Source organism: Pseudomonadota bacterium (assembly GCA_027620075.1).
GTDB lineage: Bacteria > Pseudomonadota > Alphaproteobacteria > Rickettsiales > UBA6187 > 1-14-0-20-39-49.
Genome location: JAQCEY010000005.1, coordinates 16,728 through 32,983, shown reverse-complemented (window position 1 = coordinate 32,983; position 16,256 = coordinate 16,728). Strand labels below are relative to the sequence as shown.

Annotated in this window: 14 protein-coding genes, 1 tRNA gene and 1 pseudogene; 11 read left to right on the top strand and 5 right to left on the bottom strand. The window is 39.8% G+C overall.

What is annotated here, in order from left to right:
* Positions 1 to 75: 75 nt before the first annotated feature.
* From infB to rnd, 10 genes and pseudogenes are all read left to right on the top strand, one after another.
* Positions 76 to 2,571 (top strand): translation initiation factor IF-2, encoded by a 2,496-nt coding sequence (gene infB, locus O2942_07800; protein MDA0782150.1) that lies wholly within the window; start codon positions 76 to 78, stop codon positions 2,569 to 2,571.
* Positions 2,572 to 2,573: 2 nt separating this feature from the next.
* Positions 2,574 to 2,957, top strand: a complete 384-nt coding sequence (gene rbfA / locus O2942_07795) for a 30S ribosome-binding factor RbfA (protein ID MDA0782149.1) — start codon at positions 2,574 to 2,576, stop codon at positions 2,955 to 2,957.
* 65 nt (positions 2,958 to 3,022) lie between these two features.
* Positions 3,023 to 3,346: a hypothetical protein gene (locus O2942_07790; GenBank protein MDA0782148.1), complete on the top strand. Its 324-nt coding sequence runs from the start codon at positions 3,023 to 3,025 to the stop codon at positions 3,344 to 3,346.
* Position 3,347: 1 nt separating this feature from the next.
* The gene (gene truB / locus O2942_07785) at positions 3,348 to 4,235 is read left to right on the top strand and encodes a tRNA pseudouridine(55) synthase TruB (GenBank protein ID MDA0782147.1); all 888 of its coding nucleotides are present in this window, start codon (positions 3,348 to 3,350) and stop codon (positions 4,233 to 4,235) included.
* Positions 4,236 to 4,256: 21 nt separating this feature from the next.
* Entirely contained in the window at positions 4,257 to 4,526 is a 270-nt protein-coding gene (gene rpsO / locus O2942_07780) for a 30S ribosomal protein S15 (protein MDA0782146.1), read from the top strand.
* Positions 4,527 to 4,779: 253 nt separating this feature from the next.
* Positions 4,780 to 6,903 (top strand): annotated as a pseudogene (gene pnp, locus O2942_07775) (polyribonucleotide nucleotidyltransferase).
* Positions 6,904 to 7,240: 337 nt separating this feature from the next.
* On the top strand, positions 7,241 to 7,588 hold the full coding sequence (locus tag O2942_07770) for a hypothetical protein (protein ID MDA0782145.1): 348 nt from the start codon (positions 7,241 to 7,243) through the stop codon (positions 7,586 to 7,588).
* Between the two features lie 72 nt (positions 7,589 to 7,660).
* A tRNA-Pro gene (locus O2942_07765) sits at positions 7,661 to 7,737 on the top strand.
* A 79-nt stretch (positions 7,738 to 7,816) separates the two neighbouring features.
* Positions 7,817 to 8,155, top strand: a complete 339-nt coding sequence (locus tag O2942_07760; GenBank protein ID MDA0782144.1) for a hypothetical protein — start codon at positions 7,817 to 7,819, stop codon at positions 8,153 to 8,155.
* Between the two features lie 374 nt (positions 8,156 to 8,529).
* Positions 8,530 to 9,675: a ribonuclease D gene (gene rnd, locus O2942_07755; GenBank protein MDA0782143.1), complete on the top strand. Its 1,146-nt coding sequence runs from the start codon at positions 8,530 to 8,532 to the stop codon at positions 9,673 to 9,675.
* Between the two features lie 3 nt (positions 9,676 to 9,678).
* Here rnd and O2942_07750 read toward each other — a convergent pair whose 3' ends face one another.
* The 3 genes from O2942_07750 to O2942_07740 all read right to left on the bottom strand — a co-directional run bounded on the left by O2942_07750 (position 9,679) and on the right by O2942_07740 (position 12,544).
* Positions 9,679 to 9,987, bottom strand: coding sequence for a hypothetical protein (locus tag O2942_07750; GenBank protein MDA0782142.1), 309 nt, complete (start codon positions 9,985 to 9,987; stop codon positions 9,679 to 9,681).
* Between the two features lie 86 nt (positions 9,988 to 10,073).
* A complete protein-coding gene (locus tag O2942_07745) occupies positions 10,074 to 11,909 on the bottom strand; it encodes an ATP-binding cassette domain-containing protein (GenBank protein ID MDA0782141.1) in 1,836 nt (611 codons plus the stop codon).
* Positions 11,910 to 11,980: 71 nt separating this feature from the next.
* On the bottom strand, positions 11,981 to 12,544 hold the full coding sequence (locus tag O2942_07740; GenBank protein ID MDA0782140.1) for a hypothetical protein: 564 nt from the start codon (positions 12,542 to 12,544) through the stop codon (positions 11,981 to 11,983).
* Positions 12,545 to 12,663: 119 nt separating this feature from the next.
* On the opposite strand from O2942_07740, the gene O2942_07735 reads away from it, so the two are divergent.
* On the top strand, positions 12,664 to 13,410 hold the full coding sequence (locus tag O2942_07735) for a HesA/MoeB/ThiF family protein (GenBank protein MDA0782139.1): 747 nt from the start codon (positions 12,664 to 12,666) through the stop codon (positions 13,408 to 13,410).
* A gap of 12 nt (positions 13,411 to 13,422) precedes the next feature.
* On the opposite strand, the gene O2942_07730 is transcribed toward O2942_07735, so the two are convergent.
* Positions 13,423 to 15,165: an isocitrate/isopropylmalate family dehydrogenase gene (locus tag O2942_07730; GenBank protein MDA0782138.1), complete on the bottom strand. Its 1,743-nt coding sequence runs from the start codon at positions 15,163 to 15,165 to the stop codon at positions 13,423 to 13,425.
* Between the two features lie 221 nt (positions 15,166 to 15,386).
* Positions 15,387 to 16,244, bottom strand: coding sequence for a universal stress protein (locus O2942_07725; protein ID MDA0782137.1), 858 nt, complete (start codon positions 16,242 to 16,244; stop codon positions 15,387 to 15,389).
* Between the last annotated feature and the right edge of the window lie 12 nt (positions 16,245 to 16,256).

Below are 16,256 nucleotides of genomic sequence, written 5' to 3'. Positions count from 1 at the left end.
ATTAGTGAAATAGTATTTATATTAATGAACAAAAATGATATAAATACTATAAACTTACAAGAAGTAATTTAAAAAATGACAGAAAAAACAGACAATACAAGTAAAAAATCAACCCTTACGCTTAGCTCATCGAAACTAAAGCTTGGGGACATAAAAGGCGGACACGTGTCGCAAAGCCTTTCGCACGGTCGTGCAAAAAGCGTACAGGTCGAAGTGCGTAAGAAGCGTCGCTTTGCGTCGACGCTGTCTAACGAAAACACTGTTAACACAGGCGGTAACAGTGACGTGCGTGGAAATGACGGTCTAACCGACAACGAAAGGGAAAAAAGGCTGAAAGTATTACAGCAGGCTTCCGACTATGAAAAAGAAAAAAACGAAAAAGAAGCCGAGCAGGCACGCATAGCTCAAGAACGTGCTGAAGAAAAAGCTAAAAAAGAGCAGGAAGAGGCTGAAGCCGCTGCAAAATTAGCCGAAGAAATGAAGCAAAAACGTGAAGAAAAGAAGCCGGTAGAAAACCGGTCATCAGAAAATAATACAACCTCGGATAATGATTCCGTAAAACCGATAAAAAGTAATGAAAAATTATCTTTAACTGTAAAGGATAAGTCTAAAAAAGACAGAGAAAGCGAGAAAGAAGAACGCAAGCCTTCCCGTGTGAGCGAGACAAAACGCCGCTCAGGAAAATTGACTATTGCACAGGCACTAAGCAATAACGGTGAAGAACGCATGCGAAGCCTTGCATCGGTAAGAAGAGCTCGTGAAAAAGCCAGAAAGGCAGCCGAAGATGACAACGGCTCTAAAGAAAAACAGACACGTGAAGTTACAATACCTGAAATTATCACCGTTCAGGAATTAGCAAACAGAATGGCGGAAAGAGCTGTTGACGTAACAAAATCGCTTATGAAAATGGGCATGATGGTAACCGCAAACCAGACTATTGATGCCGATACGGCGGAGCTGGTGGTTGAGGAATTCGGTCACAGAACCAAACGTGTTACCGATGCGGATGTAGAAGATATCCTGAAAGATGAGGGTGTAGACAATAATGACAACCTTATACACAAAGCACCTGTAGTAACGTTCATGGGTCACGTTGACCACGGTAAAACCTCACTTCTAGATAAGATAAGGGAAGCCAAAGTAGCCTCAGGTGAAGCAGGAGGCATAACCCAGCATATCGGAGCATATCAGGTTGAAGTCGATAAAGAACATAAGATAACCTTCCTTGATACACCGGGTCACGAAGCGTTTACGGCTATGCGTCAGCGCGGAGCTAACGCTACCGATATAGTGGTGCTTGTAGTGGCAGCCGATGACGGCATAATGGCACAGACGGTTGAGGCAATAAACCACGCTAAGGCGGCGGAAGTCCCTATAATCATAGCTATAAACAAGATTGACAAGCCCGAAGCCGATGCTAACAGGGTAAGGACATCTCTTTTAGAGCATGAGCTTGTTACAGAGGATATGGGCGGTGACGTTCTGGCAGTAGAAGTATCCGCAAAAACGGGGCAAAACCTTGACAAACTCCTTGAGACTATCCTTATTCAGGCTGAAATGCTGGAACTTACGGCTAACCCTAATAGAAAGGCATCGGGTATAGTGGTTGAGGCGAGAGTCGATAAGAACAAGGGTGTAGTATCTACTCTACTTGTTCAAAAAGGTACATTGAAAGTCGGTGACATCGTAATAGTCGGCGAAGCAGTCGGTAAGGTTCGTGCAATGAAGAGTGCCGAGGGACGTGTACTGAGCAAAGCACTACCATCTGTTCCGGTTGAGATAATGGGTCTTGACCAAGCTCCTGAAGCGGGCGTTGAGTTCCACGTAGTAGATAGCGAGAAACAAGCACGTGAGATTAAGGAATACAGACAAAAACTCAGCCGTGACCTTAAAGCTGCCACACAGAAAAAGAAAGGTACTCTGGAAGATTTGTTCTTGCAGGCAAAAGACGGCGGTAAAAAACAACTTCCCGTTATTATTAAGGGTGACGTACAAGGCTCGGTTGAAGCCATCTTGGGAAGCCTTGACAAACTTGAAACGAATGAAGTTGCGGTTAAAGCACTGCATACGGCAGCAGGGGCTATATCAACATCAGATATTGCTTTGGCAAAAGCATCACATGCCATAATATTAGCATTTAACGTGCGTGCTGACGGTGCAGCTAAGGAGCTTGCCCAAAAAGAAGGAGCCGACATACGTTATTACTCGATAATCTACGATCTGATAGATGATATCAAGGCGATATTGGGAGGTATGCTTGATCCGCATATTCGTGAGCAATATCTCGGTAATGCCGAAATACGTGAAGTATTTAATATGAGCAAGCACGGCAAGGTGGCAGGCTGTTATGTAACGGACGGTAATATAAAACGCGGATCCGGAGTAAGGCTACTACGTGATAACGTTGTAATCCATGAGGGTAAATTAAAAACCCTAAAACGATTCAAAGATGATGTGAAGGAAGTCGGTACTAACTTTGAGTGCGGAATGGCATTTGAAAATTATGAAGATTTGAAAGTCGGTGATGTCATTGAAGCATTTGAGCTTATAGAAGAACAGAGGACATTATAAAAATGATTAAAACGGATTTTAATAAGATGCCCAGTCAACGCCAGTTGAGGGTAGGTGAAGAGATAAGACATGCATTATCAAGCATATTTATGCAAGGTACTATTTACGAACCTGAATTGGTTGGAGTTTCTATAACCGTACCGGAGGTGCGGGTTAGCCCCGACCTTAGAAACGCTACGGCATTTGTTTTCCCTCTGGCAGGCAAAGCTCCCGAAGGTTTTATCGAAGCACTTAACCGCATATCACCGCAAATAACCCATCAGGTTCTAAAAAGGGCTAAACTTCGTTTTGCACCTAAGATATTTTTCAAAATCGATGACAGTTTTGAAAATGCAGATAATATAGAGAACATTATCTCCAAGGTAAAAAGTGAAGAAATTGTTTAGATTTTATTGCTTGTCATTCCTGCGAAGGCAGGAATCCATTGTAAAAATCACTATAAATATTCATAATGACAAAATTAAAATTAAGTAGGGCTGACTTATTTGTAAGAATAGGTGTTTCTTTAATTTCTATACCTTTAATGATATTTTTTATCGGTGGCTTTATAATGTTAACATTAGATAAAGGATTTGATTCTGGTAATTTCAAATTTTTTATTTTTGGAACTTTTTTTTCAACTTCAATCCTTGTAATAGGTTTTAAGTTTCGTTTGAACAAATTTGTTTCAAGCCCTTATATCAAGAGTTTTCAAACAAAAAACGATATAAATTTAAAACTCTTTGTTGTTGGAATGGTTGTATTGATATATAAATTACTTTCACAAATATTTTAATATGCAAAAAAAACAACGCAATAGCATCAATGGCTGGTTAAACATAAACAAACCTGCTGGGGTTACGTCCACAAAAGTAGTTGCCATATTAAAACGCTACTATAACGCAAAAAAAGTAGGTCACGCAGGCACGCTTGACCCCCTTGCCGAAGGTGTTTTGCCCATTGCTTTTGGCGAAGCCACGAAAACCATAAATTACATGATGGACGCAAAAAAAGAGTATGAATTCACCATAAAATGGGGCGAGGCAACATCTACGGGCGATGCGGAAGGAGAGATAATTCAAACGTCTAAAATTATCCCCGCCGAGCAGGAAATACAAACCGCCCTCCCCTTTTTTATAGGAGAAATAGAACAGACACCTCCTGCATTTTCAGCTATCAAAATTGACGGCAAGAGAGCTTACGATTTGGCACGTCAGGGCAAAGAAGTTACGATAAAATCACGCAAAGTCAGTATATATACGCTGGAATACCTAGGAGCCAATACCTTCCGCACGCAATGTTCAAAAGGCACTTATATCCGCTCTTTGGCAATTGATTTAGCCGCAAAGCTTGGCACGCAAGGTCATGTAACAATGTTAAAGCGTACCAAAGTCGGGAATTTTTGTATAAAAAGTGCGATTTTACTGGATATGTTCGATAATAAGGTGTATAAGGACGGCTCTGAGGAACTGCTTTTACCTGTAGAACAAGTGCTAGACGACATCCCTGTACTTGATATTACTAACGAAGAAGCAACGTCCCTGAGGCAAGGGAAAACTATTAGTTTTAAATCAGATGGGTTGACGCAAGGTGATATTACCGCAGTCAAATCAAACGGAAAGCTGATAGCCCTGTGTGAAGTTGGGAACGCAATTATAAAGCCTTCCCGTGTTTTTAATTTATAATTATTATTTTAGGAGTTTAAGATGTCGGTTACAGCTACACGTAAACAAGAGATTATTACAGAATTTGCCACAAAAGATGGTGATACCGGTTCAACTGAAATTCAGGTTGCGGTTTTAACCGAGCGTATCGCTAACTTGACTGAACACTTTAAAACTAACGCAAAAGATCATCACTCAAGAAGAGGTCTTTTAATACTGGTCGGTCGCAGAAGAAAGCTACTTGAGTATCTTAAAAAGAAAGACTTCAACCGCTACGAGCCTCTAATTAAAAAGCTAGGATTAAGAAAGTAGTAGCTTTTTTTACCCTATTGATTTAAGACTGTTTTTGTATAGTTTTTTCGTTTGAACTTGAGAGAACCTTTTTATCTATGTTTTCTCTAAGTTTTTTACGGGCATTCTATATTTAAGCCTACGGCATTTTTAATGTAAATAATCTGCCGTATAGTGTTTTTTGCTTTTATTAGTGTCTTTAAAATTAAAGGTTCAAAATCGAAGATAAAACACTAGAGAATGTATCTAGGGTAATAATTATGTATAAATAAGGATAGACATGTTTGATATAAAAAAGAAAGAAATAAGCTGGGGAGACAGAAAACTTCAGCTAGAAACGGGTGAAATAGCCCGACAGGCCGATGGAGCCGTTAAAATAACGTATGGAGAGACTGTTGTTCTATGTACGGCAGTTGCTCAAAAAAAAGCTAAAGAAGGTATAGATTTTTTCCCTCTTACAGTTAACTACCAACAAAAAGCATTCGCAGCCGGAAAAATTCCGGGTGGATTCTTCAAAAGAGAAGGCAGACCTTCCGAAAAAGAAACCCTTACATCACGTCTTATAGACAGACCTTTGCGTCCGCTATTTCCGGACGGTTTTTACAATGAAACTCAAGTTATAGCTACCGTATTATCTCATGATATGGAAAATGACCCTGATGTTGTGGCATTGATAGGCTGTTCTGCGGCATTGGCTATTTCAGGTATTCCTTTTGAAGAAGCAATTGCCGGAGCAAGGGTCGGTTATATTGACGGAAAATACGTCCTTAACCCTACCCCTGAACAGACGGCAGAGTCACAACTGGATTTAGTAGTTGCCGGAACTGAAAGCTCTGTTCTTATGGTTGAATCTGAAGCTAAAATACTTTCAGAAGAAATTATGCTTGGTGCGGTTGAGTTCGGACATAAGGAAATGCAGCCGATAATCAAACTTATAAACGAGTTTAAGGCTGAGGCAGGTAAGCCTGCTTGGAACTTTGAAAAACCCGATAATTCGGCTCTTGAAAAACGTGTAAGCGACCTTACGGAGAAAAAACTACGTGAAGCTTATGCCGAAACAGACAAGCAAAGCCGTGTTGAAAAACTTAACTGCATTAAAGACGAGGCTATAGCTACTTTAGAAGCAGAGCTTGGTGAAGAATTTGACGCAATTAAAGTTGGCGGAGCTTTCAAGAAAGTTGAGAAAAACATCGTACGTGGCGACATATTAAAGACTAAAAAACGTATTGACGGTCGTGGCGAATCTGACGTAAGGGGCATTCAGGCTACCGTATCTTTACTTCCGAGAGCTCACGGTTCTGCTTTATTTACCCGTGGTGAAACACAGGCTTTAGCGGTTTCTACGCTTGGTACGGGTCAGGATATGCAGATAGTTGACGAGCTTGAAGGTGAATATAAAGAACGCTTCATGCTACATTATAACTTCCCTCCATATTCTGTCGGTGAAGCAAGCTTCCTAAAGTCACCCGGTCGTCGTGAGATAGGACACGGAAAATTGGCGTGGAGAGCCGTTCGTGCCGTTCTTCCTGAGCCTGAGCAATTCCCTTACACGATACGTGTAGTTTCTGAAGTTACCGAATCTAACGGTTCTTCTTCAATGGCTACGGTGTGCGGCTCATCACTATCTATGATGGACGCAGGTGTTCCTTTATCTGCCCCTGTTGCCGGTATAGCCATGGGTCTTATTAAGGAAGGTAAAGATTTCTCGGTACTTTCGGATATCTTAGGCGATGAAGATCATTTAGGTGATATGGACTTTAAAGTTGCCGGAACATCAGAAGGTGTTACCGCACTTCAAATGGATATAAAAATAAACGGTATCACTACCGAAATTATGAAAGTCGCTCTTGCACAGGCAAAAGACGGACGTATCCATATTCTTGCCGAAATGAATAAGGCAATTGCCCAAAACCGTGAAGGTGTTAATGCTAATGCTCCTCAGATACGTTCAATAACCATACCTAAGGATAAGATAGGTGAGGTTATAGGACCTGCCGGTAAGAACATACGTGAGATATGCGAAACCACAGGTGCTAAGATTGACATTGAAGAAGACGGAACCGTAAAAGTTGCCGCAATCGGTCTTGAATCGGTTGAAAAGGCTATAAAACTTATTCAGGATACGGTTTCTGAAGTTGAGATAGGCAAAATATACAACGGTAAGGTTGTTAAGCTTCTGGACTTCGGTGCTTTGGTTAATTTCCTTGGTAAAACTGACGGTCTTGTTCACATTTCTGAAGTTAAGAACGAAAGGATAGAAAAAATATCCGACGAACTTTCCGAAGGTGACAAGGTTAAGGTTAAAGTATTAAGCGTTGAGCGTGGCAAGGTTCGCCTTAGCATAAAACGTGTTAATCAGGAAACCGGCGAGGATTTATCAGACCAGTTTGAAGATGACGGCACACGTCCTTCTTCTCGCGGCGGTCGTGATGGTGGTCGTGACAGCGGACGCGGCGGTAAAGGTCGTGACCGTGATAACCGCACTTCTTCACGTGATAATCGTGACAGGAATCGTGATGGTGATAGCAGCAATGTTGAGCAGCCAAAACCGTCTAACGACAGCCCGTCCGAACCAAAAGAAGACGAGCCTAAAAAGAAACGTCGTTTCTTTTAATGGTTAAAATTAAATCAATAATTTAAAAGGTCACATTTTTTGTGACCTTTTTTTTACATTCGCACTTGAAATCATTCATTAATTTTGGTACTATGAAATAAAAATTCATTTTAGGTAATTAATGGAAAAAAATCAGGAAACAGGTAGTGTACCTTTAGATATCAATACTTTAAACAATTTAACAAATAACATGAAGTCTATTGAAAAAGAAATTATAGATTTATTTTTCATGAACACGCATGAATGCCTGAAGTTAATGTCAAAACCTGTAAATGATAATATTTGGCTAAGTGCCTTAAAGGAAATAGACTCACTTGCAAAGTGTATAGGTGCGGCTCAAATTTGCAGAACATGCTCTATTGCAAGGACTATTTATATGGAATCCGAAGAGAACCGAATGAAAGTATGTTCCAATTTAAATTCAAACCTAGAAATTTTGAAGGTTTTTGTAAGAAATACTAGATATTAAAAAAAAACCTGATATAAGTACTTTCCTGTTTTTAAGAATAACAGATAAAAAGCTTTTAAAAGGCTTGCAATTCGGGGTGTAGCGCAGTCTGGTAGCGCATCTGGTTTGGGACCAGAGGGTCGGGAGTTCGAATCTCTCCACCCCGACCATTGTTCGAACACTTATTTCATTGTTTTATGGATAGCTTTTCTCTAAAATCATCGAAAAACAAGTGAATGGATTCTAACCATGGATTATATACAAATTTTATCAGCAGCAGGTATTGTTGGCAGTTTGCTAACTACACTCGTCCAAGCATGGATTACTAATAGACAGCATTTGAATAATCGTGCCTTTCAAGAAAAGAAAGAAGCCTATGTTGGCTTTTTTGGTTCTATCGCAAAAGTTAATTCAACCCCTGAGGAGGCCGTTTGTGCCGGGCTATGGGCTGCACGCGTAAATATTGTCGCTCCAGAAAAAATTAGAAAGATTATACTTTCATATCAAGGTGCTCCAAAGGATCAGCGTGGAAAGGTAGTTAAGAAGTTGGAAGAAGCTATACGACAAGATTTAGGTGTAGAAAATTGATTAGGATATTTCCTCCTAATCGTCAAAACAACTAACATCAACTCCTCATTGCTTCGAAATGCGTTCACTCGCTCCGACCACTTAAACATGATATATACCGAAGACATAGTGTACAGTTTTTTGTTGAATTGATTCGAAACCCATATTGACACTTTATTTTCCGGCAGTTTTTACAAAAATTTCCGGTAATTTAGAATGTTATTTAGAGAATCTAGAGAATAATGATTTAGGACATGTACTTTGAATTTTTATTTTTTCCAAGGAGGACAGTCACACATTCGTCAATAACAATGCTCCATAAGAGATTAATACGTGACTTTCTGTTATTATTTTGTAGTATAGGATTCTTATAATACGAAATAATTCTCTATTTTATGAAACTTGTTACAGATACGAACGAACTTAAAGAGCTATGTAAGGAACTTTCAAATAACGAATATATTACCGTTGATACCGAATTTTTAAGAGAAAGAACATATTACCCTAAGCTTTGTCTGGTACAGGTTGCATCTGATGATATCGATTTTGCCATAGACCCGTTATCTGAAAATATGGATCTTTCACCGTTATTCGAGATATTTTGTAACAAGAGCATTTTAAAGGTTTTTCACTCGGCGAGGCAGGATATTGAGATTATCCTGAACCTATCGGGGAAAATACCGGAGCCGCTATTTGATACGCAGGTAGCAGCTATGGTATGCGGATTCGGTGCATCGGTGAGTTATGCAACTTTAGTCAGCGAGCTTGCAAAAGCTAATACCGACAAAAGCTCACGTTTTACGGATTGGTCAAGGCGACCGCTTACGGACAAACAACTACAATACGCACTATCTGACGTTACTCACTTGCGAACTATCTATCAGAAATTAAAAATACAATTAGAAAGTTCCGGTCGGGCAAAATGGCTGGAAGAGGAAATGGAAACACTAACAAACCCTAACACTTACAGCACCAGTCCCGAATATGCTTGGAAAAAGTTAAAACCAAGGGGTACATCACGGCGTTTTTTAGGTGTATTGAAAGAACTTGCAGCTTGGCGTGAAATAAAAGCAATGGAACTGGATAAACCAAGAGGACATATAGTAAAAGACCAGTCACTGCTAGAAATAGCTGCGGTATGTCCGAAGGACACGGTTCAGCTTACTAAAATACGTTCTGTAGGTAATCTGAAAAAATCGCATGAAATGGAAATAATTGAGGCGATAGAACGTGGCAACAACATTCCCGAGGCTGACCTTCCTAAATTAAGTAAATTAAAAAGTTCTCAAAAGGCTGACGGTTCAACGATTGAACTTTTAAAAGTTCTGTTGAAGGCTCAGTGTGAGAAATTCCATGTAGCCGAAAAAATAGTTGCCACTACCGACGACTTAAAGGAAATAGCAACCGATAATGAATTACCGGCACTTTTATCAAAAGGCTGGCGTTATGAGGTATTTGGCAAATATGCACTTTCACTGAAAAACGGTGAGAGTTATTTAAACATCAAAGACGGAAAAATAAATGTCGGTTCTACTAAATAAAAACTATTTCCCGAATCCTTGATTGCCGGAGCGGGGCATTGTTATTTTTACATAATCATCGGTATTTTTTTCAACATCGGGCAAGTTTCTTTTTAATGCCTGTGCATAAGACATACGTCCGTTTTGTTTTGCAACTAACTGCCATTTTTCCTCAGGTGGAATAGCATCGTTTTCTTCAATTTTTTCCCAACTTTGCTCAAGTGCCAAATCGTTATCTATTGCATTCATTTTTTCTTCAAATTGTTTTCTGATATTATTACCTTTCTTTACAATGTTTCTGAAAAAGTTACCGGATACAGGGTTATGCTTCATTATACTACCTATTAGAAATATTATAAACATTAACAGATAATGAAAAAACTGCCGTTGAGCAATAATTAATTTTTCAACTAGTGCTTTTATGACTCTTTCACTTCTGAAAGTTCCAGCCAGCGTAATTCTGACTTTTCCAACTCCTCCTGTGCTTTGCCTACTCTCTTTGTGGCTTTATCGAACTTTTCAGGCTCACTCATATATAGCTTGGAGTCAGATAGCAGTTCGTGCAGTTCTTTTATCTCTTTTTCCAGATTGCTGATTTTTTCAGGCAGGTTATCTAATTCGAACTGTAATTTGTATGATAGTTTATTAGTTTGATTTTCCTGCTTTTTTGCAGGCTCTTTTTTCTTCTGTGGTGTTTTTTTCACATCATTGTTATTGGTTTCATTTCCCGATACCGCTTCTAAGTAATCACTATATCCGCCAATATAACCGTCAACTATCCCGTTGCCTTCAAAAGCCAATGTTTTCGTTACTGTTTGGTCGAGGAAATCCCTATCGTGGCTTACGATAAACAGCGTACCCTGATATTGCGATAATATCTCTTCAAGCATATCAAGCGTATCCATATCAAGGTCGTTTGTCGGCTCGTCCAGTATCATGAAGTTACCCGGATTTGCCAGCACTTTTGCCAGCATTAGCCTGTTTTTCTGCCCGCCCGATAATGTGCTTACTAGGTCGTGTGCGGATTTGGGATCAAACAGAAAGTCCTTTAAATATCCGCATACATGGCGTTGTTTTCCGCCTACATTTATATACTCGCCTCCGTCAGGACATAAATTATGCCACATACTGTGATTTAATTTCAGGTCTTCACGCTTTTGGTCAAAATATGATATTTCAACTGTTTTAGCCACTTTTACCGTGCCTCTGTCAGGCTTTAGGCTTTGTGTCAGTAATTTTAGGAAAGTGGTTTTGCCCGAGCCGTTCTTACCCAATATACCTATCCTATCACCTTTCATAACCCTGAAATTGAACTTATCCAGTATTACGGTTTTCCGCCCGTCCTCTTCAAAAGACTTACCGACATTATAAAACTCTGCCATCACTTTTGAAACCTGCGAGGCTTCTACCGGCTCCAGTTCGATTTTACGCATCGTTTTGTTGAACAGGCTTTTATCGGATTTCAACCTGTCTCTGGCTTTCTTCATTTCTTCCAGTCTGCGGACATTTCTTTTTCTGCGTGCCTTTATACCCTTGCTTGCCCATTCTACCTCCATATCGACAATTTTCTGGCGTTTGGCAAGCTCACGCTCCTCCTGCTCTACAAGCATTTGCGACCACTCGTCAAAATACCCGAAGCCTTTGGGGCATACCCTTACTCTTCCTCTATCAAGCCAGAATATCTTATCCGATATATTTGTAAGGAATGTCTTATCGTGGCTTACACATAACAAAGTTCCACGATATGATTTTAAAAACTCTTCAAGCCATTGTATTGCAACAAGGTCAAGGTGGTTTGTAGGCTCGTCAAGCAGTAATATCTCAGGCTCTTCCACCAAAGCCCTTGCCAGTGCCGCACGCCTCATTTGTCCGCCTGACAAAGTTGCTATCCTGTCGTCCGGGTGCAGGTCGAACGGCTCTACCACCATCTGCACCATATATTCATATTCTGATGTTTGTTTTTCTTCTTTCAATCCCGAAAAAATATAGTCATGCACTGTTTGGGTTGTTGATTCGGGCATAGCGTCCTGTTGCAGGTATCCGATATTTATTCCCGGCTCTACCCATCTTTTCCCTGCATATATTTCCCTTGTGCCGGTAATTATCTGCATAAGGGTAGTTTTGCCTGCGCCGTTCTTACCGACAAGGCTTATTTTATCACCGCTATGCATATTAAAAGACAAATCTTCAAATAGCGGCTTTGTACCGAATGTTACATATGCGTCATGTACCGAAAGTACCAAAGGTGCTGCCATTTAAAAAAATATCCCCGCAAAATTAGAATCCTGCGGGGACTAATAGCAAATTTACCGATAACAATAAAGTTTTATCTGTCCTGATTATTGTTTTGGCGATTATTTTGTCTGTTATTCCTGTTTTCCTTACGATCTTCTATCCTATCGGTTATGTTTTCCTTACGGTCTTCTATTCTGTCCTGCCTGTTTTCCTGACGATCTTCTATCCTATCGGTTATATTTTCCTGACGATCCTCTCTTCTGTCCTGTCTGCTTTCCTGACGGTCTTTCATTCTATCGGTTATGTTTTCCTTACGGTCTTCTCTTCTGTCCTGTCTGTTTTCCTGACGGTCTTCCATTCTATCGGTTATGTTTTCCTTACGGTCTTCTATTCTGTCCCGCCTGTTTTCCTGACGGTCTTCTTTTATTTCTTCTTTAGTTTCTTGCCAATCCTCTTTTTTATCCTGTTTGTATTCCAGCCATTTTTCACGACGTTCCTGCCTTTTGTCGAGCTGCTCCTCCACCGAGTAACCTTTTTTGTTATTATCATTTGCAACATCGCTATCATTATCCTGAGCAACAGCCGGAAGGTTAAATGATAAAGATAATGCCGTACCTGCTATAAGTACTTTCAAATTTGAAGAAAATTCTGACATATTTACTCTCTTATTTAAAAATTAATCTATGATACAGATATCAGTTGAATTTATTTTATTCAAGCCTAAGTTTGTATATTGACAGTATTCACTAAATATAAAAAGAACTTTTTTAATATATGAACCATGAACAGCAAAAAAGATATTCAAGGAACATAACTCTTCCCCTGATAGGCTATAAGGGGCAGGAAAAATTATTATCCTCGAAGGTTCTAGTTGTCGGGGCAGGAGGTCTGGGCTGTCCGGCATTATTATATCTTACTGCCTCCGGTATAGGCACGCTAGGCATAATCGACAGTGACAGGGTAGAGTTATCTAACCTGCAAAGGCAGATTTTATATGAAAGCTCCGACATTGGCGAGTATAAGTGTGAAAGTGCCAAAGAGGCACTGCACGACCTGAACCCGGATATAAATATAGAGTGTTACAACATAAGGCTGGATAAGAGCAATATTGATGAAATAACATCAGGGTATGATTTAATAATTGACGGCACGGATAATATCGAAACCAGATTGTTACTGAACAATACTTGTTATAAAAATAGGCTAACTTTAGTATCTGCGGCAATACACGGTTTTACCGGTCACTTATATGTATTTAAGGCATTTTTAGGAAAGGATTATCCCTGTTACAGATGTATATTCCCTGCCATTGAAGGGCAACAGATACCTGATTGCTCCGAGTCGGGAGTTATAGGCAGTGTTGCCGGAGTTATGGGTTCAATGCTGGCAACCGAGGCTATAAAGGAACTATTGGACATAGAACATTCACCTTCAAGGAATATGGTTATATATGATGCCTTAAACACAGATTTCCGCAAAGTAACCGTAAAGCGTAACAAAGGTTGTATTTGTTGCGGTTAGGGTAGAACTTCCTTATAGCCTTGCCTCAACCTCATCAAGGAATATCGGTAAATTCACCAATTTTTCCCTATCAGGGTCGGTTGTTTTGCCTTTTATATCGCCTGTAATAATGCCGTCATCTACGGTAGCAATAAGTGCATTTTTTAGCTTTTCAGAATACTCCAGTAAATTTTTATTATCCTCACGCTCGGCAATAACTTCCAAAGCATTAGCTACGGCATAAAGCAATGCCGAAGGGTTGAACAACACTTCTTTTCCGTTGCTTTTTATGTACTTAACATATAAATCCGGAGCAGTACCGTGCGGAGCTTCAAACAGCATAGTTCCTTGTTTACTGGCAATGATTGAGCTTGCCGTGGCAAGGCTTCCGCCTAGAGCTGCGGTTATATCGGAAAATATGTCGCCATCTAGGTTTAGTGCTGCGTAACGAGCATTGCGAGGAGGATCGCAAACCATTTTATTAAGCTGTTTAGACGGTGTCATCATCATAAGCGGAGGAGGTGTTTTGCCGCCTTCGGCTAATTCGTCACGCACTTCGTTTATTATATCGCTAAATAAATTATCATATTCCATATATTCACGCTTCAAGCCGAAATAAATCTCCTGATCCTTTTTTGCAGCATCTGCAAAAGACTGCCCCACCCAATCTTTAATGGCTTTAGGGTCATTGCTCATAAGCATTATAGGGTCACCTACCATAACATCACGTGAGTGTAATGTGCGAGTGCCTATAGATATGTTTAAGATTCCGTTATCCGGAGCAGGGGTATTAAAACTGCCGTACTGATCGCCGCCTCCTGCACTCATACGTGAAATAGCAACTCGGTGTTTTCGTGCCGGTACGCCATATTCTTTCAACTCATTAACTAACTTATACATTTTGCGACCCGATGTGTTATCGGGTATTCCCCATAATGCACTATCCGGAGGATTAACAACCATTGAAGCTGCCTGTGCGTCAATTAGACCATATTCATATTTAAGCCCTTTTTGCTTAAATTTATCGGCAAATTTCTGTTTAAACACTTCTTCGACCGCATCTTTCATAACACCGTCATAACCGGGCATTACGGTATCTTTAAGACCTACATATACATCACGACCTTCTTTTATTGCACGGCTAAATAAATCTTTTGCCCACTCTTTTACCTGTTGAATATCGTTAGTAGCTAAAAGATACGGATCGCCTTTTTCAATAGGACGGCTATGCAGCAGATGTTTTTTACCTTTACTATCGGTGAATTCTAAACGCAACATACCGCCAAACTGCGATACCTGATTGAAGCTGTCTATAAGACCGCCTGTCTCCATAGTTAAAACATCAATTTTTTTACCATACCACTGTGGAATAATCTGTTTTAAGTTATTAAAAGGTATATCCTCACGGGTTATATTGCCGTGTATTCCTTTGCGGATAGTGCCGTTAGGGGATTTTGTGGCAAGCTTATCAAGGCTTTTTTTATCAATTTTATGACCTTCCGCTAAAAGCTCGGCTATTAAATCATCTAACTGTTTTTTATTTACCGTAATTCCGGCATTTTTAATGCCTACTCCGCATTCAAGAAGCCTTTCTACAGAATCGGTAACAATTTTACCGTTGGTTTTAAGGCGATTTTTTGCAGATAAATCCATTTCATGTAGGGGGATTTTTAAATATTTCTTAACAAATCGCTCGATAATCATATCAAAAGCAACCTGTGCCATTTCATCACCATGCAAGATAACTAAAGGACTTTTTACCTCAATTTTTTTCATAAACACTTTACCTAACTGTTTTTGGATATAGTAACTTTGAATTTAATTTACGCACCCTGTCAATCAAATTCAAAGTTACTATACTTGTCAAATTGCAAATTAGCATCTTTAATTTTTCATGTCACTCAAAGGAATATGTTTTTATGAAAATAATTATACACACGCTATTATTTGTTACCTTTACTCTAATTAGACGGGTATCAGCCTAGCCATAACCGAGTTTATCTAAACAACAGCACCGGAATATCCGATTTGCGAATAATAGATGTGGTTGTACTACCAAGTATCAGGCTGCGTATTTTTGAATGACCGTATGCACCGATAACCAATAGGTTAATATCATTAGCGGCAGCATAATCCGCCACAAAATTCTCTACCTGCTTGCCTTTTTGAATATGCGTATGAACATTAAAGCTTGCTGCTTTAAGTTTATCTTCTGCCTCTTTTATAATAGCTTGCGTTTGGGCATTATCATCACCTGCTTTTAATAAATGACAGTCCGCCCCTTTAAGTAGAGGTGTGTTTGTGATGTAATCTAACGCTTTTTTTACGGACGGGCTGCCGTCATAAGCAATAATGAAACGCTTAATGTCTTTGGGATTATCCGTAGCTATTAATAACGGCTTATGTATAGAACGTGCAACACGCTCTAGGTTTGAACCTAAGTGATTCGATGCATTGTTATGATTTTCACCACGTTTGCCCATAATAATTATTTCTACATCAGCTTCTAACTCACCGATTATTTCTACTAGCGATCCACGGCGATGTAATATTTCAGGAGTTGAAATGCCGAGATTTTCAAGTTCTTCTTTGGCGTGATCAAGCATAAGACGACCTTTTTTTAACTCCAGCCTGCCATGCTCCTCATCTATTTTTGTCAATTCTTCCAGTAGCTCACTTTTAGCACCAAGACCGATAGAACCGCTTAAGTTGCCTTTAGCTTCCATTTCGGTGTGAGGTGCTACAACATGAAGAAGGGATATTTTAAAACCACTCTGACCGGATACCCATGAACTTAAAGTACACACGCTATCGGCGTGTGTTGAGCCGTCTATACATGCTATAATCTTGCCCATAGCCACCCCTTT